Source organism: Wolinella succinogenes DSM 1740 (genome assembly GCF_000196135.1).
GTDB classification, from domain to species: Bacteria; Campylobacterota; Campylobacteria; order Campylobacterales; family Helicobacteraceae; genus Wolinella; species Wolinella succinogenes.
In genome coordinates, this window is record NC_005090.1 from 1,085,303 (window position 1) to 1,103,111 (window position 17,809).

Below are 17,809 nucleotides of genomic sequence, written 5' to 3' on the forward strand. Positions count from 1 at the left end.
GGTTTTATGAATTCTAGCAACATCGAGGCGATCGATTTTTCGCTTCTCTATACCTTGCAAAAGCGCGCTTCATCGGCCAATAGACGCAAAAATCCTGAAGATTGGGATAAAAAGGCGTGGGAGATGAATGTCAATATCCACGAGGGATACTACAACGACAAGATGGAGGAGAAGATCGATTTAAGCGATGCGGAGACGATTTTGGATGTGGGGTGCGGACCGGGGACTTTTGCCTTGCGATTCGCCCCAAAGGTCAAGCACGCCTATGCTTTTGACTTTTCGCCTAAGATGCTAGAGGTGCTCCACCACAATGCAAGCGAGCGAGGAGTGGAGAATCTCACCAGCTTCTGCATCGATTTGGAGAAGGAGTGGAGGGGGGTGCCTCTGTGTGATGTAGTCATCGCCTCTCGTTGTTTGGAGGTGGATAATATCGCTTCGGTGCTCCAAAAGCTTCACCATCAGGCCAAAAAGCGCGTCTATCTCACTTTCAAAGAGGGGCGGAGTTTTTTGAGTGATGAGATTTTGGAGGTGATGGGGCGTGAAATCATCCCTAAGCCCGATTATATCTATCTGCTCAATATTCTCTATGGGATGGGGATTAGAGCTAAGGTCGATTTCATCGATCCGGGTAATGATGGCTATAAAATGGCCACTTTGGAGGAGTATATCTACTCTCTCACTTGGGCGCAAGATGGCCTCAGCCCTGAAGAAGAGGCGCGCGCTAGAGCCTACTACCTAGAGTGCCAAGCCCAAGGCAAAACCCCCGCCCATCGCAATAATCGCTGGGCGCTCATCTCGTGGGAGAAGTAGAATAAGAGGCGAATGCCCCCTATGAGCGAGAGAAGATATAGCCAAGTTGGGTGGAGTTTCTCGATCGTTCTTCATGGGGCGATTTGGCTTTTTTGGGCTTTTCTTGGGGTGACCCCTCCAGTCATAGAAGAGAGGAAGATTTCTCTCCCTTTGGGGATGATTCTCTCCCAAGAGCCCTCACCCCTTTTGTCTGCGCCCACTCCTGCACCTCCTCCAGTTATGCCCCTTGAATCCTCGGAACCTTTGGAGATTCCTAAGCCCTCTTTGAAGAATCCAGCTCCTCACCCTAAACCCCTTGTAAAGAATCGAGACAAGATGGCTATAGAGCCCAAAGTCACTCCTTTGATGTCCCAAGAGAGAGAATCAATCTCTACGGATAGCCTTTTATCACCCGCTCCCTTGGCAGTGATGGAGGGGGTGAGAGAGACCAAAGAAGTCGAAGAAGAGGCTTATCTCTTTGAGCAGATTCGCCAAATCATCCAAAAGAATCGAAGCTATCCAGAGCGCGCTAGACGAAGAAATATAGAGGGGGAGGTGGTGGTGGAGTTTTGCCTCACTCCTAGGGGCGAAGTCAAAGATTTGGTATTAGTGCAGAGCTCAGGTTCAGCTATTTTGGACCAGCACTCCCTAAGACTCATTGAAGAATCTAAAGAGCAATTCCCTCGACCCAAAGAGAGCATCAAGATCGAACTTCCTATTGGATATAGGTTGCTGTAATAAAAGAGATTGAGTCCTCTGAATAAAATTAATATTTTGAGGACTCAAGTATAGAATCGATCCACAAATGTCATGATCTTGTCTAAAACCCTCGGCACCACTTTTCGCCGCTCCAAAAGCTTGGGTTTGATGTTGAGTGTATTGGCGATATCATCACTTAGCGGGGGTCGCTCGTCATAGAGATAGGTATCGACTACCTTTTTGACCTTTTCTTTGTTTAGGTTTTCCTCTTCGCATAGAGCATCAAACGCTTTGAGTTTCTCTTCGTTCCAAAACTTCTCAAACGCCCCATCCACCATATCGATATCTTCAAGACTCATCAGATGAGCGTCAATAAACCGTTCAATCAATTCTCGTTTGCTGCGTAGCTGCGCATTACCATTGATGATATTGATAATATTTTGGCGCTGTGTTTGGTGTTCTTGCTCCGAAGCATCTTTGAGCTGTGCCAAGAGTTTGAGGATATAGGTGACATTGATTTCATCTTTGTGGATGAGTTCGAGTTCAAAATCTACATCTTCAAGGATGGAGACTTTTTCTTTTCCTTCCCTTTTGATTGTATCGTGGATATCGAGATATTTACTTTTGTACTCTTCAAATTCCTGCTCGGCGATCCCCAAATCTGCAAAGCTGAAATCAGCGAAACTTCCGAGGATATTTTGAATCCGCATCAACTCCCTAAAAGCTTTGATAAATTCGAGCTTGGATTCCTCATCATAGAGGCTATCTACGCTATCGATGGTCGGGGCGATTTCTTTGAGCTTTTTGAGGGCTTCAATAAACTTCTCGACATACTCCTCGTATGATTTCATCAAGATGATCTCTTTGGCGTTTTTGTTCGAGAACAGAGCGATGGCGGCATCGGTCGCTTTTTTGAGATTACGGAAGCAGAGAATATTCCCTTGGGATTTTTTTTCGTTGAGGATTCGGTTGGTTCGTGAGAACGCTTGGATAAGCCCGTGATATTTGAGGTTTTTATCCACATAGAGAGTATTGAGTGTTTTGGAATCGAATCCCGTTAGGAACATATTGACCACGAGAAGAATATCGACTTCTTGATTCTTCACTCGCTTGGAAATATCGTTGTAGTAGTTGTAAAAGCTCTGCGAATCTTTGGTCGTGAAGTTAGTGCCAAACATCGTGTTGTAATGAGCAATATACTCTTCAAGTTTATCACGGCTGTGCATATTGATATGCTCTTCATCTACATGCGCCCCGTCACTCTCTTCAAGTGAATCCAAGCCGTTGGCATCTTTGTCATCTTCGTTGGTGCTGTAGGAGAATATCGTTGCGATTTTTAATCCGTGCTGCTTTGATCTAAAGAGCTCATAGTATTTCGTCAATACATCGACACTGCTCACACACATCATTGCCGTGAATTCTTTGGAGTGAGTTTTGCGGTCGTGATGGGCGATGATGTAATCGACTATCTTCTCCAGCCTCTCAGGCGATTCGAGTAGCTCTTTGGTATCGATGTCTTCAACTTCGATATCGAGGTTGTTTTGGCTCCCTTCGCGCTCTTTGTATCGCCCTATATACTCGACCGAGAATTTAAGGACATTCTCATCGGCTATAGCATCGGTGATGACATATTTATGGAGGCACTCATCAAAGAGCTCTTTGGTGGTTCGTTTGCCGAATTTATTTCCCGTAGCGTTATCCGCAAATATCGGCGTTCCTGTAAATCCTATCATCTGATAGTTGTTAAAAAATTTTGTGATATTTCGATGAGTGTCGCCAAATTGACTGCGGTGGCACTCATCGAAGATAAAGACGATGCGCTTATCTCGTAGATTTTTCATCTTCTCCAAGTAGCGTTGCTTGTTGATAGCGGTATTGAGCTTTTGAATCGTGGTGACGATGAGGCGGGTATCGTCACTGAATTGCCTCACAAGCGAAGCAGTGTTATCGGTGCCATCCACGCTCCCTTGAGAAAAACTATTGAACTCTTTGGTTGTTTGATAGTCGAGGTCTTTTCGATCGACAACAAAGACGACCTTGTGAACATTGGGGAGTTTCATCAGGATTTGAGCGGTCTTGAACGAGGTGAGCGTTTTACCGCTCCCCGTCGTGTGCCAAATATAGCCGTTTTTATTGGTATTGACGACTCTATCGATAATCGCCTCGGTCGCATGGTATTGATAGGGACGAAGAATCATTAGGGTTTTGGTCGCTTCTGCTAATACTACATACTTGCATATCATCTTGGAGATGTGGCATGGCTCTAAAAATAGATCGGTGAACTCGTTTAGATTCGTGATATTTTTGTTCTCTTTGTCTGCCCAAAAGAAGGTCTGTTTAAATGATTGATTGCGGTTGTTGGCATAGTATTTGGTATTAACCCCGTTGGAGATGACAAAGATTTGGACATAGTGGAATAGTGCGCTGTTGGCACCATAGGAGTGACGCTGGTAGCGGTTGATTTGATTAAACGCCTCTTTGAGCTCCAAGCCTCGGCGTTTGAGCTCGATTTGCACCAGTGGCAAACCATTGATGAGAATCGTCACATCGTAGCGGTTTTTGTAGCTCCCCTCGATGGTGACTTGGTGGGTCACTTGGAAGAGGTTTTGACACCAGCGCTCAGTGTCGAGAAATTCGATGTATTTGGTCGTACCGTCCTCACGGGTCAGGGCAAATTTATCTCGGAGGATTTTAGCCTTCTCAAATACATTTCCCTTGTTTAGATGATTGAGGATTCGAGAAAATTCCATATCATCAAGGGTGATTTTATTGTGCCGCTCCAGTTGCGCTTTGAGGTTGGCGAGAAGCTCGGCTTCATCACGGATGAGGACTTTTTCATAGCCTAACGATACGAGTTGTTTGAGGAGGTTTTCTTCAAGGATGGCTTCGGATTGGGTGCTCATGTGTCTCATTTATTTGGTATTCAAAAAATCGGATACAAATCCTTTTTGTTGCAACACATTCATAATACCACGCAAAAGATAGTTGTTAACAAAATGAATTGTGTAGATACGCCCATTTGGCACAATCGGTTGGATCATTTTTTTATCTCTAAGTTTAGCCATTGTTGAAGCTTTTTTCCTGGAATCAGTAATCCCCATGTGACTTAATTCTTCTGATTTCATCATCATGTCATCTTTGGAAACAAGATACTCCAAAATTTTACGCTCTTCAGTAGTAATAAACTTTTGATCATGCGCTATTTTTAACAATGGGAAAAGAATCTCTTTTTCTACATACGACTTGTCTAAAAGGGAATCGATTTTTTCAATCTCATTTTTCAACCCTAAAAGAAAATATTCACACCAAGAAAGTAAATCATCCGATCTCAAAGAATCTGCACGAGAAAGCATCTCGTAGTATTTGTCTCGATTCGTATAAAAAACCGATGAAGGATTGATGAGGCGTCCTTTTTTGACTTTAAATCCAAGCTTTATCAAAAACGCATAATTGAGTAGCCTACCCATGCGACCATTTCCATTATCAAAAGGGTGGATAAATTCGAACCTATGATGTGCAATTGCGACCATCAAAAGCTGATACTGTTCTTTGTGGGGATAATTGATAAATTCAATGAAAGATTCGAAATATTCAGGGAGTATAAAATGCTCAGGTGGCGTATGGCCCGATTGTTTGATATGAACATTATGTCGTCTTAGTTCGCCGGGATTTTTAGAGCCTTCTCCCTTGGGGGGAGGAGTCAAATTGTCCGTTAAAATTTTATGCAGTTGGGAAATGAAAGCACGATCAAAGAGTGTCGTTTCATCCGTATAATCTTCGATAAATCGGATGGCCTTTTCCAAATTACGAATCTCGTCATTTTGTTCATCGGGTGTATCTTGCTCAATAATTTTTTCAACATATTCGGAGAGAGTAGTGTTGTTCCCTTCTATTCGGGCTGATCCAAGCGTTTCAAGGATGTGGAAAATATCTTTAAGTTGGAAAAAGATGTATGGAGGAACATCCCCGCCCAAATGTTTAGTGCGAAGCTTCTCTAAATCAAGAATTATATTGGCTAAATCACTTCCCCATAAAGGGTCTGGAATAATAATTTCTCTTCTGTTACTTCCATCTTCCATAGTGTATTACTTCCTTTTTTAAGCTCGCAAATCACGATATTATAGCACTTTAACAAACAGGTATATCAAAACAGTACTTCCTAACTGCGGAAAGTTTTACTTCCATCTTTTCCCTCTCACACACAAACATCTGCCCAAGCAGACCTTTTTTAAAGTTTGCATATTTCTCTTAATGTCTTCGGATTGGGTGCTCAACTGATTGCCTCCAATAGTTGTAATTTGAGTTCTTCAGAAAATTCATCTTCTTCAATAATTGACTTGATGATGTTTAGCAGTAAATTATCTTTGATCTTCCCTTCTGCAAGCCAAACAACGATCTCTTCCATTTCTAAAACAAATTTCTTGACACAATACGCATATCCATTAATCTCCAAAAAATAAGCGCCCAAAGCAAGACTCGATCTTTTATTGCCGTCATTGAATGGATGAAATTTATTAACGGCACAGATCAAATGTTTTAATTTTTCTGCAAAACTTGGGTAGTAAAGATCATTTTGAATATGTTCAAGCGCACTATCCAAAAGACCTATTTCACGGTACCCATGCAATCCTCCACTCTTTTCGATAATCCAATCATGGACTTCTATGGCGTGTTGAGTGTCAAAATAGAAGATTTGAAGTTCCATCATCTATCTTTGAGTCTTTTTAAAACAGCCAAAGTCTCAGGGTCAGACAATCTCTCTTCCAGTGATTTACTGGTTTCGCCCAAAAATTTATCAAAATCGCTCTGAGGTACAGATCGCACATAGCTTTCTAGCTTTTGGTGCAGCGCATCTCTAAAGCACAAATCTCGGCTTGCCATTTTTGCTCTGGCATCATGGATATGCGGTTCTAAATAAGGGTTTTTAGAAGCCTTAATAATCAGTGCATCAAGTTCTCTAGCGGTAAGTTTTCTACCGAGTCTTTCTGATTCTTGTTTCATTTCTACGCTCAAACCATGCTCAAAGCTGGCAATTGCATTAAGCACTTCTGCGTACATTGTATCTCGTGCTTTGTCTTTTTTGGAAAGATTTAAAACCTTTTTATATTCTGCGGCATTTTCTAAAAATATAATCTGATAAATGGCATTTGTATATTTTCCGTATTTCCATTGGTCGGCTTCCAAATAATCATCCAACGCATTGGTAAACTCTTCTCGATAACTATACTCTTTGTAGGCGGAGGGAAGATATGCTTCATCTCGTTGATTGATGTACTTGGTATGTCCCCCCGATTTTTGTTTCATCACATCGATGACAATATCGAGTATTTTACTTCTGATGATTTTTGCTTTTGGGCTTTCGGTAACAAGCATAGCAATATTGAGTACGGTTCTAAAAGAAAACACCCCTAGGGAGGGAACTTTAGCTATGTCGACGACATTCATGTCGTTGACTAAGACTTGTTTAAATTCTCTAAGTTCCGGACCTCGTAAAATTCTATAACCATTTTTGGTAAGTTCTTCATTATTGCTTTCGATATATCGATCGATCGTTCGTTCATCAATGTCTAAAAGTTCAGCGACTTGTGTTTTAGTAAAAATAGCTTCATCATTCCAATATGTCCCGCCCAAAGATAGATTTGCTTCGATCTGTTCGAGTGCGTAGCCGTTATTGAGAATATTTTGTCTTGAAATATCCGACTGGGTTAAATCTTTCATGCTTTCTCCTTTACACAAACATCTGCTGAAGCAGACCTTTTTTAAAGTTTTTGGAAACATCTAGTTGTTTCGTCACAAGGTCGATTTTGGTATCGACAGCGGAGAGAAAAGAGGCGATTTTAGTTTGTTCATCGATAGATGACGGAATCGTTATTTTTATACCGCCCATTGTGTTATTCATAAGTTTTGGGTTGCCGACATAAGACACATACTTTTTCGTGATAGTATTAAGAATTTCAGCTATACATTGATTAGCATAGCCCTTGTCGCTTTTCAAAACTCCACACACATTAGTACAATAAAATTTTCCTCGTCTTAAATTTGCATCTCCCGCATTAGCTCCGTCTGTTGTCCAAGTTATACAGTCTTCAAACAAATACTCATTGTAATACCCAGTTAATCCATTGTTTTTAGTTTGAGATGAATACACAGGATATTGAAAATCATCCTTTTTTTCTTGTGACATCATAGGAACAGCAAGAACATTCCCACGTGTTATTTCAAAAATTTGACTTATCTTCTTCTCTTCCCACTCCCCACTAAACTCTTTAAAGCGTAGTTTTGGAATATTGCTCATTTCAACCTCCCCAACATCTCCAAAGCCCTACTCTCAAACTTGGAAAAAGCAAACCATTTTTTGCCCAAATCTTTTAAACTTGCCCCGATATGGTAAATCTCTTTTTCATCAAGTATCAAAAATCTATCATGTGCGTCTTTGAACTCTTTGATGGCGATGGGTGGATATTGAGCATTGTGTTTTTGAAGATCAAGCGTAAGTGCTTTAGTGATGGTTTTGGTGTAGATGGTCGCTTTACAAGTTGAAGCTCTTTTGCTCAATATCATCAAAACGCTTTCATTCACATAATTATCCACAAGCACGATAGAACTTTTTGCACTCTTGATGAGATCACTCACAAACACAAAAGCGTCAAACACTTGTCCATCGTAAAAGATCCCCTGTTTTGGTTTTGTGTCTTTGAATTCGATGGCATTTAAAATAGTGTCTATCTTTTCATCGGTTCTTATTTCATAAGAAAATTGTCGTTTTTCTAAAGCTTCGATTTTAGAAAACAGCAAAGTGTTTGTACTGATAAATTTTCTCATTTCCACAAAAACTCTGATAATTTTTACACTTATATTTACGGCGATTTCACTTTTCAAAACCGCACTAAGCATAGATATACCTTGTTCAGTAAAGGCATAAGGATTCACAGAAGAGTGTTTGAGGTTATTCAACCGGTCACAATTTGTGACCAGTTCATCTTTTTCCTGCATAGTAAGCTGAAATCTAAAGTCATCTGGGAATCTTGATTCATTTCTTTTTACAGCTTGATTAAGAACCTTTGTCTCTACACCATAGAGCTCTGCCAAATCTCTATCAAGCATGACTTGCACACCACGGATGGTGTAGATTTTATTTTGTATGACCGTTTCGTTTATAGCTATGACCTCATTCATGTTTCCCCCTAAAACGGCGCACTGATACCGAGCTCAGCACAAAACGCCGCAATGGTCGCATCGGTGGTTTTCATCTGCTCATCGATCTCACGAAGCTCACGGGTGACCGCCTCCAGATCGATCGCTTCCTCTTCCTCAAAGGTATCGACATAACGGGGGATATTGAGGTTGTAGTCGTTTTGGGCTATTTCAGAGAGCGGGGCGAGGTGGGAGTATCTCTCTATTTCGATTCGATTCTTGTAGGTGGTGATAATCTTCTCGACATGCTCATCGGTGAGGATATTTTGATTTTTGGCTTTTTCAAAATCATTAGACGCATCGATAAAGAGGATGTGTTCACTATCCTCACGGCATTTTTTGAACACCAAAATAGAGGTAGGGATTGAGGTGCCATAAAAGATATTGGCAGGCAGACCAATCACCGCATCGAGGTAGTTTTTGTTTTCAATCAGGTAGCGGCGGATCGTCCCTTCGGATGAGCCACGGAACAATACACCATGGGGCAATACAATCGCCATCGTTCCATTTTCATCGAGGTGGTGAATCATGTGCTGGACAAAGGCAAAATCGGCTTTGGAGGAGGGGGCGAGAACTCCGTATTGACTAAAACGATCATCTGACATATGGAGCGGATTGGCTGACCAGTGCGCCGAGAACGGTGGATTAGCAACGATAGCCTCAAATTTCATCGCCCCATGCTGAGGGTGTTCGAGCGTATCTTCTTGCTTGATGTCAAATTTTCGATAATGGACATCGTGCATGATCATATTCATGCGGGCGAGGTTGTAGGTGGTGCGGTTGAGCTCCTGACCGTAGAAGGCGCTCACATCGGAAACCTCTTTGGCGACACGGAGGAGCAACGACCCCGAACCGCAGGTAGGGTCATACACCGATTTGAGTTTGCTCTTGCCGTTGGTGACGATTTTGGCGAGGATTTTGGAGACTTGTTGAGGAGTGTAGAATTCCCCCGCTTTTTTGCCCGCTCCTGCGGCAAATTGAGCGATGAGATACTCATACGCATCACCGAGCACATCACGGTCATGGTTTTTGAGCTCGAAGTTGATTTGATCGAGATGGAAAAGGACTTTGGCGATGAGGGCGTTTTTCGCCTCTTCGGTTTTACCGAGCTTTGTAGAGCTCAAATCGAGGTCTTCAAAGAGATGGACAAAGTCATCTTCGCTCTCGTGTCCCATAGTCGATTGTTCGATACGGCGGAGGATTTTGGTGAGGTCTTCGAGGATGAAGTTGTTTTTATCGCCGTTGCCTCGTTTGGCGATTTGGGTGAACAGCTCAGAGGGTTTGAGGAAATACCCCAGTTTTTCGATCGCCTCCTCGCGGATCGCTTCGAGATATTCTTGACCCTCGGCGCTATTCTCATCGAGTGAGAGATAGCCGATTTCATCCTCTTTGAGAATCTCATCGGCGTAGTATTCCATCTTTTCGGAGAGGTATTTGTAGAAGATAAATCCGAGAATATAGTCACGGAACTCATCCGCATCCATCTTGCCCCGTAGTGTATTGGCAATATTCCAAAGTTGTTGTTCTAATAGTCTCTTTTGCTCTTCGCCCATACCCTATCCATATTTTGAGTTGTATTTTGCGGGTATTATATACTATTGAGTCCTCTGAATAAAGACCGAGATTTTGAGGATTCTCTGACTAGAGGGGGTTTGTTCAGAGGATTCGATTATAATAAAAGAAATTTTCCAAAAGGGCAAAAGCGGTGCAGACACTATTGGCGATTTTTGTGGGAGCGGGTTTTGGGGCGCTACTGCGCTGGTTTTTAGGGCTTAAACTCAACGCACTTGCACCCCTTATTCCCCTAGGGACTTTGGGGGCGAATTGGCTTGGAGGCTATCTCATCGGGCTAGCGCTCGCCTTTTTTTCCACGCACCCTCTGCTCTCGCCAGAGTGGCGATTGCTCATCATCACTGGATTTTTGGGGGGCTTGACCACTTTTAGCACCTTTAGTGCGGAGATGGTGAGTCTGCTCCAATGGGGGCGCTATGGCGCGCTGGCTCTAGGGGTGGCGCTCCATGTGGGAGGCTCCATCGGGATGACACTGCTTGGAATCTTCACCTTTTCATTCATTCAAAGAATCGGAGGATAAGACCATGAAAGGCTACCAACTCACCTTTTCTACGCTTCAGAGTCGAGAATTTCAAGGGAAGCGAGTCATTGACCATCTCGCCCAAATCGCCAAAGAGGAGGGACTTGGAATCACGATCATGAGCGGCGCCCAAGGGAGAGGAAGAGATGGAGAGTGGCGCTCAGCCAGTTTTTTTGAGCTGGCCGATCAGCCCCTAGAGGCGGTGATGAATCTCTCCGAAGAGGAGTGCGAGCGACTCTTTAGGCGACTAGAGGCACTCAAAATGGGGGTCTTTTACACCAAGATTCCCATTGAGTATGGAATCCTCTAAGATTCTTTGTTAAAGCCCTGCGGGGGAAGCTCTGGAGGACTTGGCGCATCCACTCATTCCAAGTGGCATTAGGCTCCCAGAAGCGCTTCACCAGCCCTTGAGGCGGGGTGAAGCTTTGAGGATGGAGCAGGGCGTAGAGATGAAAAAAGGCGCTCACACGGTAGTTTTTGGCGCAGTGCACCCAAATTTTTCTCCCTTCTAAAGATTCCACGATCCGCTCAAACATCCAAAAATCCTCGACCCTAGGCGCATCAAAGCGCACGGGCAGATGAATATAGCCCATGCCAAGCGATTTGATGATTACATCTTCGTGCTCTAGCGCATTATCTGCATCGCTGAGCGCAAGGTTGATGACCACTTCATAGCCCTCTTGGGCAATCGACTCTAGCTCTTTGGCGCTGGGTTGTCCTGAGGTGCAAAGGAGTGGAGAGAGAGGGAGGAGATTGAGAATCATCGGGATTCCTTTGAGGGTTAAGGTGCTCTATTTACCCCTAAAGCTTCAAGCATGAGAGCTTCTCCCAAGAGCAGCATTAAAGAAAGCCAGCTTTCGCATCTCATCCACGGAGAGGGTTTTGACCCTCTTTTGGGCGGGGTCGATGGCGATAAATAGCGGATAACAGGAGCCATCATTACAGGTCTTATAAAGCGCCTCTAAAAAGCGACTTCCCCAAATCTCTGCTCCTTTACCTCCTCGGGGAGAGGCGATTAGATTCTCCAAGAAGTCTTCCAGGGAGACCCCATGCACTCCATCATGTTCTAACATTACTTTAGAGTGGCGAAGTTGCTCATACTCATCTAGCGCCTGAAACTCTTCAGGGCTTTTAAGGGGGTGACAGATCGCCATCTCTACGCCCAGTGGCGAGGCGTGAGCAAAAAGATTCTCATGCACCTCTCTGATTGACCACCCTTGGAGATTCAGATCCAAGACGACGATTCGGCTCTCGGCGATATAGTCACCAAGGGCTTCGTAATAGAACTTGGCTGAAACCTCATCTTTGGGCAACTTAGCGCTGAAGGCATGGTAGCCATTTTGGTGGAGGAAGATTTCAATAGAGGTCTCTAGACAATATCCATAGACCGAGAGGTTTTGGTGGGGTGCAGAAGAGAGCATCTGAATCCTTCGTGGGATTTGGAAAAATCATTATGGCAATATAGCCTAAAAAAGTAAAATTTTTTTTAAACCACACAAAGTACTTGGCTAGATAGTTTACCTATCGTAACGTCCATAAAAATTAGCAAGACTAATGACCATTAGGGAAAAAAGTTAAGATATATTTTAACTATTTCAAACGATAATCCGATATGGATGTTTTTCCATATCGGGCAAGAAGCCCTTTATCTTATGGGAAAGAAGGCCTTGAAAATGTCTGACTTTTTATTGATGGATCCTCCCCAGATCCCAGATCTCCACGCCCCCGAAATCAACTGGTATCTCAAGAACTCTCTTGATTCCAAAGAGGAGAAGCTAAAGACTCTCTCCCTCCTTTATGAGGCAAGAGCCATCAAATTTGATCATGCCCTCCACCAAGACTATGAAGAGAGTGTCTCTCCCTCTCTTCTTATCATTGGAGAGAGTCAAAGCGCCAAAGAGTTTGCCTCTAAAGCTTTAGAATCCTCCTTTGAGGTGGAGATTCTCCCCTATGAGAGTATTGAGAGTATTGAGGGGAAACTAGGAGCCTTTGTAGCCAACCTCACGGATGGAAGCTCTAGAGAGTTTGCCCAAGGAGTCCTCTTTAGGGAGGATGAGTTTGCCTCTAAGTATATGGGGATTGAGAAAGTCTCTGACTTTGAAGATGCCAAAGAGCTTTTAGAGAAACTCCAAAGTCGTCTAGGAATCTATCGCTACAAGACCACCATCACCTATAATCCTGAGATCTGCCAATATCATCATCGCCGAGAGAAGTCCTGTAGTAAGTGCGCCACCCTCTGTCCTACCTTTGGGGTGGTGAATGATGATTCCAAGATGGAGCTCCTCTTCTCCCAACTAGATTGTGTTGGCTGTGGAGGCTGTATCTCCGCCTGTCCCACGGGAGCCATCGATTACGCTCCCTATCCCAAGGAGGCTCTCTATGAGATTGCCCGACTCTACAATGAGACGACGATCTTAATGATCCCTGAGCCCTTCCTCAAAGATCTAGAGGAGGTCACTCTCCCTAAAGGAATCACTCCTTTGATTATTGATCGAGAGAAGTTCCCCTCTGAGATGCATCTTCTCACTCTATTGCAAGAGAGCGGAAGCTCACTTCTCTTCTACTCCCCCATCATCTCTCGCCCCACCAAAGAGGCTAACGAGATGCTCAATCAAATCTATCTCAAGGCCTATGGTGAGCCAGCCCTCTATCTTGCTCAAGATATTCCCACTCTCCTAGAGGCACTCCCTAAGGCTCACAAGATAGAGAAGAGCCTCTATCGCTACACGCCTAAGCCCAACGAGTTAAGACGCAAGACCTTTGGAGAGAGGCTTCGCTATATCATCAAGGAGCAAGAGTTAGGTCAAGTCCCTAGTGGAGATTTCATCCGCTATGGAGAGATTAAAGTGGATCAAGAGAAGTGCACCCTCTGCCTCTCTTGCGTGGGAGCTTGCAATGTCAATGCCCTCACCGCCAACTCCAATGAGTTCACCCTAGATTTTAACGCCTCTTTGTGCACCACCTGTGGCTACTGTCTTCCTAGCTGTCCTGAGAATGCCATCACACTAGAGCTAAGCGGCATCACTTTGGCTCCCTCTTGGTTTGAGTCCAAGGTGATGGCTAGAGATGAGATGTTTAAATGCATTGAGTGTGGCAAGCCCTTTGCCACCAAGAAATCGGTGGAGAAGATCAAGAATCTCATGTCACCCCTCTTTGTGGGTAACGCCTTCAAGTTAAAGACGCTGGAGTGCTGTCCTGATTGCAAGGTGAAGGTGATGGTAGGCTTTAGCAGTGAAGCCGATTCCAAGAGAGAGACTATTTTAGAGGAGGTGGAGTGATGGACGTTCGATCCTTTGATTCGGGACGAATCTTACTGTATGACTTTTTTTCGGGATTATTCTTGCATGATCTGCTAGTTGGGCGCAAGGAGCTTTTAGAGAAGCAACTAGAGATTCTTCTTCAAAGTCCCCTTGAAGAGGGGTTAGAGATTCCTCTTGGGCAGATGCTCTCTATGGTTCAAAAAGAGGGTATGGAGCCTATTGTTGCGGAGTACACCGAGCTCTTTGTGCTCCCCTTTACTCATCGGAGAATTCATCTTCTGCTCTCTCACTATAAAGAGGGATATGTAGGGGGACAGGCCTTACTGGATATTCGCCAGCGCCTCCGAGATTTCCCTATTCGAATGAATGAGGAGCTCTGCAAAGAGAGTGAGGAGCACTTTGGATTCTTGCTGGTTCTCATGAGATTCTTGATAGAGAATCATGGGCAAGTGCCACTTAATAGTGAAGTCAAAGTCTTTAAAGAGTTTATCGCCCCCTATGGAGAGAGCATCACCCAAGAGCTCATCAGCCATCCTCAAGCGAGATTCTACGCTAGTGCTGGCAAGGTATTGGCTAGCTTCTTGGGCTTTGAGCGGAACCTTTTAAAATAACGGAGGAAGCAGAAGTTCCTCCCTTTGAGTGTCGTTGGCGTCGCTCACAGGGAGGAATCCCAACATCCTGTTTGAAAGGAGGAGAGAATGGAAGTTAAAGAGAACTCCCGAAGGAAGTTCTTAGTGAAGGCTGGAAAGACTTCAGTGTTGCTAGCAGGCGGAGCTATCGTGCTCAGTGGCTGCAATAATGAACCTAAAGCCTCACCAGAGCTCACTCGAGGAAAATCCAAGAAGACCGAAATCCTCTACCAAAAGAGTCCTCACTGGGAAGAGTATTTTAGTATTGCACATTAACAAGGCAAAGCGTCAAGTTGAACTTCAAATCTAACAACAAGGAGGAAGTCATGAGTGAAGCGTTAAGCGGACGCGGGAACGATCGAAGAAAGTTCCTAAAGATGTCGGCTTTAGCAGGAGTCGCAGGCGTGAGTCAAGCGGTTGGCTCCGACCAAAGCAAAGTGCTTAGACCTGCAACAAAACAAGAGTTAATCGAAAAATACCCAGTGTCCAAAAAGGTAAAAACGATTTGCACCTATTGCTCGGTCGGATGTGGAATTATAGCGGAAGTGGTCGATGGTGTATGGGTACGCCAAGAGGTCGCTCAAGATCACCCCATTAGTCAAGGGGGTCACTGCTGCAAGGGCGCCGATATGATTGATAAGGCTCGAAGCGAAACAAGACTTCGATACCCCATTGAGAAAGTTGGCGGAAAATGGCGTAAAACTTCATGGGATAGCGCCATGGATAAGATTGCCAAGCAGCTTCAGGATCTCACCCAAAAATATGGCCCTGATAGCGTCATGTTCATTGGCGGCTCCAAGTGTTCGATTGAACAATCCTATTATTTTAGAAAGTTTGCCGCCTTTTTTGGCACCAACAATCTCGATACCATCGCACGAATCTGCCATGCCCCAACAGTTGCTGGAGTCTCCAATACCCTTGGATATGGCGGTATGACCAATCACTTGGCAGACATGATGCACTCCAAGGCGATTTTTATCATTGGTGGAAATCCCGCAGTGAATCACCCTGTAGGCATGGTGCATATCTTGCGCGCTAAAGAGGCAGGAGCAAAAATCATCGTTGTGGATCCCCACTTCAGTCGAACAGCAACTAAAGCCGATCACTATGTGAGATTGCGCAATGGCACGGATGTCGCCTTCATGTATGGGATGATTCGCCATATTGTAAAAAATGGACTAGAAGATAAAGAATTTATTCGACAACGCCTATTTGGCTACGAAGAGATTCTTAAAGAGTGCGAACAGTACACCCCTGAAGTGGTCGAAGAGGTCACAGGCGTGCCCGCCCAACAACTTATTGAGATCACGGAGATCTTCGCTAAAGCCAAGCCTGCTTCACTGATCTGGGGGATGGGTCTCACCCAGCACACCACAGGTACAAGCAACACTCGTTTGGCCCCTATTTTACAGATGATTCTTGGAAACATTGGCAAACGAGGTGGAGGCACTAACGTTTTACGAGGTCATGACAATGTCCAAGGCGCGAGCGACATGGGCAACCTAGCCGACAGTCTTCCTGGCTATTATGGGTTAGACAAAAATGCATGGAATCACTTCTGTGGAATCTGGAAAGTGGATTTCGAAGCAATGCAAAAACGCTTTAAGACCCCTGATATGATGCATAAAAAAGGTTTCAGTGTATCCACATGGAGATATGGGGTGACTGAAGAGGAGAACATCCCCCACAATGCAGGCACTAAACTTCGAGCCTTGATTGTCGTGGGAAGCGGAATCTCTACGATCGCACGCGTGGATACCACCAAAGACGCTCTAGACAAGATGGATTTAGTCGTCTTTTTTGATCCCTATTTCAATGATGCAGCCGCCCTCACCAACCGAAAAGATAATCTCTATATCCTTCCTGCCGCCACACAGATGGAGACCAGCGGAAGCGTCGCAGCGACGAATCGAAGCTATCAGTGGCGATCCATGGTTATGAAGCCACTCTTTGAGTGTCGACCTGACGAAGAGATTCTCTTTGATTTAGCTAAGCGACTTGGATTCTATGAGGAGTACACTCGCTCTTTGGGGGATGGCAAAGGAAACTTTGTATGGCCCGATGATGCGACTAGAGAGGTGGCCAAGGCTATACGAACTGTCGGCTTCCAAGGCAGAACTCCAGAACGACTCAAGGCTCATGCAGAAAACTGGCATATGTTTGATAAGTTCACCCTCAGAGGAAAGGGCGGCCCCGTCAAAGGCGAATACTATGGTCTTCCTTGGCCTTGCTGGAGCGAAAAGCATCCTGGAACACCAAATCTATGGGATGACAGCATCCCTGTAATGGATGGAGGTCTTGGCTTTAGGGTTCGATGGGGTGATGTGTCACCCACAGGAGAAAGTTTGTTGGCCAGCCAGGACAGCTCTTTGCCCGGCTCAAAATTCAAGGGCGGTCATAGCATGATCACCGATAAAAATGTCGAAGCTATCACTGGAATCGCCCTCACCGAAGAGGAAAAAGCCAAAGTGGCAGGCAAGACATGGGCGACTGACACCACCAATATCTTGGTTGAAAAAGCACTCGCCGCAGGTCTCTCCCCTATGGGTAATGGTAGAGCTAGAGCGATTGTTTGGGAGTGGACGGATCAGATTCCTAAACACCGTGAACCCATCTACACAATTCGACACGATCTCATTAGCCAATATCCAACCTTCAAAGACAAGCCCAACCACTTTAGGGCAAATATTCGCTATGAGAGCCGCCAAAAAGAGAAAGATTGGACCAAAGAGTTCCCGCTTAATATGCTTTCTGGACGACTAGTAGCACAGTTTGGCACAGGCACAGAGACAAGATCAGCTCATTACCTCGCCGAGGTTCAGCCTGAGATGTTTGTGGAGATTCATCCCGAAACAGCCACGGATTTAGGCGTGAAGCATGGTGACATGGTTTGGGTGCACGGCACCAATGGGGCAAAGATTCTCGTGAAAGCGAGACATAGCTACAAGGTCAACAAAACAAGTGTTTTCCTCCCCCAGAATTTCGGAGGAATGTATCAAGGAGAGTCACTGGTTCCGTATCATATTGCAGGCACAGAGCCTTATGTTATTGGTGAATCATGCAATACCATCACAAGTGATGCATACGACATCAACACCAGTACTCCTGAAACCAAGTGCGGCCTCTGCCGCATCGAAAAAGCGTAG

At 44.6% G+C, this 17,809-nt stretch carries 17 protein-coding genes; 8 read left to right on the top strand and 9 right to left on the bottom strand.

The annotated features are described in order from the left end of the window. Positions 1 to 6 precede the first annotated feature (6 nt). Both WS_RS05410 and WS_RS10625 read left to right on the top strand, forming a co-directional pair. Positions 7 to 810 carry a class I SAM-dependent methyltransferase gene (locus tag WS_RS05410; RefSeq protein WP_011139008.1) on the top strand — a complete coding sequence of 268 codons (804 nt, stop codon included), beginning with the start codon at positions 7 to 9 and terminating at the stop codon, positions 808 to 810. 21 nt (positions 811 to 831) lie between these two features. Continuing rightward, positions 832 to 1,527 (top strand): energy transducer TonB, encoded by a 696-nt coding sequence (locus tag WS_RS10625; RefSeq protein ID WP_158305201.1) that lies wholly within the window; start codon positions 832 to 834, stop codon positions 1,525 to 1,527. Between the two features lie 44 nt (positions 1,528 to 1,571). Here WS_RS10625 and WS_RS05420 read toward each other — a convergent pair whose 3' ends face one another. The 7 genes from WS_RS05420 to WS_RS05450 all read right to left on the bottom strand — a co-directional run bounded on the left by WS_RS05420 (position 1,572) and on the right by WS_RS05450 (position 10,235). Next, positions 1,572 to 4,391 (bottom strand): type I restriction endonuclease subunit R, encoded by a 2,820-nt coding sequence (locus WS_RS05420; RefSeq protein ID WP_011139010.1) that lies wholly within the window; start codon positions 4,389 to 4,391, stop codon positions 1,572 to 1,574. 9 nt (positions 4,392 to 4,400) lie between these two features. After that, positions 4,401 to 5,567, bottom strand: coding sequence for a Fic family protein (locus tag WS_RS05425; protein ID WP_041571796.1), 1,167 nt, complete (start codon positions 5,565 to 5,567; stop codon positions 4,401 to 4,403). A 191-nt stretch (positions 5,568 to 5,758) separates the two neighbouring features. Beyond that, the gene (locus tag WS_RS05430) at positions 5,759 to 6,193 is read right to left on the bottom strand and encodes a type II toxin-antitoxin system death-on-curing family toxin (RefSeq protein WP_041571798.1); all 435 of its coding nucleotides are present in this window, start codon (positions 6,191 to 6,193) and stop codon (positions 5,759 to 5,761) included. Further along, positions 6,193 to 7,206, bottom strand: a complete 1,014-nt coding sequence (locus tag WS_RS05435) for a hypothetical protein (RefSeq protein ID WP_011139013.1) — start codon at positions 7,204 to 7,206, stop codon at positions 6,193 to 6,195. Before WS_RS05435 ends, WS_RS05430 begins: the two co-directional genes overlap by 1 nt. A gap of 10 nt (positions 7,207 to 7,216) precedes the next feature. After that, positions 7,217 to 7,783, bottom strand: coding sequence for a restriction endonuclease subunit S (locus WS_RS05440; RefSeq protein ID WP_011139014.1), 567 nt, complete (start codon positions 7,781 to 7,783; stop codon positions 7,217 to 7,219). Continuing rightward, complete coding sequence (locus WS_RS05445; RefSeq protein ID WP_011139015.1) at positions 7,780 to 8,664, bottom strand: ORF6N domain-containing protein; 885 nt, start codon at positions 8,662 to 8,664, stop codon at positions 7,780 to 7,782. The genes WS_RS05440 and WS_RS05445 overlap by 4 nt, the downstream gene beginning before the upstream one ends. An 8-nt stretch (positions 8,665 to 8,672) precedes the next feature. Then, positions 8,673 to 10,235, bottom strand: coding sequence for a type I restriction-modification system subunit M (locus WS_RS05450; protein WP_011139016.1), 1,563 nt, complete (start codon positions 10,233 to 10,235; stop codon positions 8,673 to 8,675). Between the two features lie 152 nt (positions 10,236 to 10,387). On the opposite strand from WS_RS05450, the gene crcB reads away from it, so the two are divergent. Both crcB and WS_RS05460 read left to right on the top strand, forming a co-directional pair. Next, positions 10,388 to 10,774 carry a fluoride efflux transporter CrcB gene (gene crcB / locus WS_RS05455; RefSeq protein ID WP_011139017.1) on the top strand — a complete coding sequence of 129 codons (387 nt, stop codon included), beginning with the start codon at positions 10,388 to 10,390 and terminating at the stop codon, positions 10,772 to 10,774. 4 nt (positions 10,775 to 10,778) lie between these two features. Then, positions 10,779 to 11,084 carry a DUF190 domain-containing protein gene (locus WS_RS05460; protein ID WP_011139018.1) on the top strand — a complete coding sequence of 102 codons (306 nt, stop codon included), beginning with the start codon at positions 10,779 to 10,781 and terminating at the stop codon, positions 11,082 to 11,084. Here WS_RS05460 and WS_RS10630 read toward each other — a convergent pair. Together WS_RS10630 and WS_RS05470 are read right to left on the bottom strand one after the other, a co-directional pair. After that, positions 11,032 to 11,538: a protein tyrosine phosphatase family protein gene (locus tag WS_RS10630; RefSeq protein ID WP_049770659.1), complete on the bottom strand. Its 507-nt coding sequence runs from the start codon at positions 11,536 to 11,538 to the stop codon at positions 11,032 to 11,034. The genes WS_RS05460 and WS_RS10630 overlap by 53 nt on opposite strands. Before the next feature lie 45 nt (positions 11,539 to 11,583). Further along, positions 11,584 to 12,195 carry a hypothetical protein gene (locus WS_RS05470; RefSeq protein WP_011139020.1) on the bottom strand — a complete coding sequence of 204 codons (612 nt, stop codon included), beginning with the start codon at positions 12,193 to 12,195 and terminating at the stop codon, positions 11,584 to 11,586. Between the two features lie 252 nt (positions 12,196 to 12,447). Between WS_RS05470 and WS_RS05475 the strand changes: the two genes are divergently transcribed. The 4 genes from WS_RS05475 to WS_RS05490 all read left to right on the top strand — a co-directional run bounded on the left by WS_RS05475 (position 12,448) and on the right by WS_RS05490 (position 17,809). Continuing rightward, complete coding sequence (locus tag WS_RS05475) at positions 12,448 to 14,052, top strand: 4Fe-4S binding protein (protein WP_011139021.1); 1,605 nt, start codon at positions 12,448 to 12,450, stop codon at positions 14,050 to 14,052. After that, entirely contained in the window at positions 14,052 to 14,645 is a 594-nt protein-coding gene (locus tag WS_RS05480; protein WP_041571800.1) for a TorD/DmsD family molecular chaperone, read from the top strand. The genes WS_RS05475 and WS_RS05480 overlap by 1 nt, the downstream gene beginning before the upstream one ends. Positions 14,646 to 14,732: 87 nt before the next feature. Next, entirely contained in the window at positions 14,733 to 14,939 is a 207-nt protein-coding gene (locus WS_RS05485; RefSeq protein WP_011138003.1) for a hypothetical protein, read from the top strand. Positions 14,940 to 14,989: 50 nt separating this feature from the next. Further along, the gene (locus WS_RS05490) at positions 14,990 to 17,809 is read left to right on the top strand and encodes a formate dehydrogenase subunit alpha (protein WP_011139023.1); all 2,820 of its coding nucleotides are present in this window, start codon (positions 14,990 to 14,992) and stop codon (positions 17,807 to 17,809) included.

What these genes read in the sequence shown, in the direction of transcription:
- WS_RS10630 (WP_049770659.1), bottom strand. Translation starts at nt 11,538, where the DNA reads ATGATTCTCAATCTCCTCCCTCTCTCTCCACTCCTTTGCACCTCAGGA.
- WS_RS05410 (WP_011139008.1), top strand. Translation starts at nt 7, where the DNA reads ATGAATTCTAGCAACATCGAGGCGATCGATTTTTCGCTTCTCTATACC.
- WS_RS05445 (WP_011139015.1), bottom strand. Translation starts at nt 8,664, where the DNA reads ATGAATGAGGTCATAGCTATAAACGAAACGGTCATACAAAATAAAATC.
- WS_RS05460 (WP_011139018.1), top strand. Translation starts at nt 10,779, where the DNA reads ATGAAAGGCTACCAACTCACCTTTTCTACGCTTCAGAGTCGAGAATTT.
- WS_RS05450 (WP_011139016.1), bottom strand. Translation starts at nt 10,235, where the DNA reads ATGGGCGAAGAGCAAAAGAGACTATTAGAACAACAACTTTGGAATATT.
- WS_RS10625 (WP_158305201.1), top strand. Translation starts at nt 832, where the DNA reads ATGAGCGAGAGAAGATATAGCCAAGTTGGGTGGAGTTTCTCGATCGTT.
- WS_RS05430 (WP_041571798.1), bottom strand. Translation starts at nt 6,193, where the DNA reads ATGGAACTTCAAATCTTCTATTTTGACACTCAACACGCCATAGAAGTC.
- WS_RS05470 (WP_011139020.1), bottom strand. Translation starts at nt 12,195, where the DNA reads ATGCTCTCTTCTGCACCCCACCAAAACCTCTCGGTCTATGGATATTGT.
- WS_RS05440 (WP_011139014.1), bottom strand. Translation starts at nt 7,783, where the DNA reads ATGAGCAATATTCCAAAACTACGCTTTAAAGAGTTTAGTGGGGAGTGG.
- WS_RS05475 (WP_011139021.1), top strand. Translation starts at nt 12,448, where the DNA reads ATGTCTGACTTTTTATTGATGGATCCTCCCCAGATCCCAGATCTCCAC.
- WS_RS05490 (WP_011139023.1), top strand. Translation starts at nt 14,990, where the DNA reads ATGAGTGAAGCGTTAAGCGGACGCGGGAACGATCGAAGAAAGTTCCTA.
- WS_RS05480 (WP_041571800.1), top strand. Translation starts at nt 14,052, where the DNA reads ATGGACGTTCGATCCTTTGATTCGGGACGAATCTTACTGTATGACTTT.
- WS_RS05485 (WP_011138003.1), top strand. Translation starts at nt 14,733, where the DNA reads ATGGAAGTTAAAGAGAACTCCCGAAGGAAGTTCTTAGTGAAGGCTGGA.
- WS_RS05420 (WP_011139010.1), bottom strand. Translation starts at nt 4,391, where the DNA reads ATGAGCACCCAATCCGAAGCCATCCTTGAAGAAAACCTCCTCAAACAA.
- WS_RS05425 (WP_041571796.1), bottom strand. Translation starts at nt 5,567, where the DNA reads ATGGAAGATGGAAGTAACAGAAGAGAAATTATTATTCCAGACCCTTTA.
- WS_RS05435 (WP_011139013.1), bottom strand. Translation starts at nt 7,206, where the DNA reads ATGAAAGATTTAACCCAGTCGGATATTTCAAGACAAAATATTCTCAAT.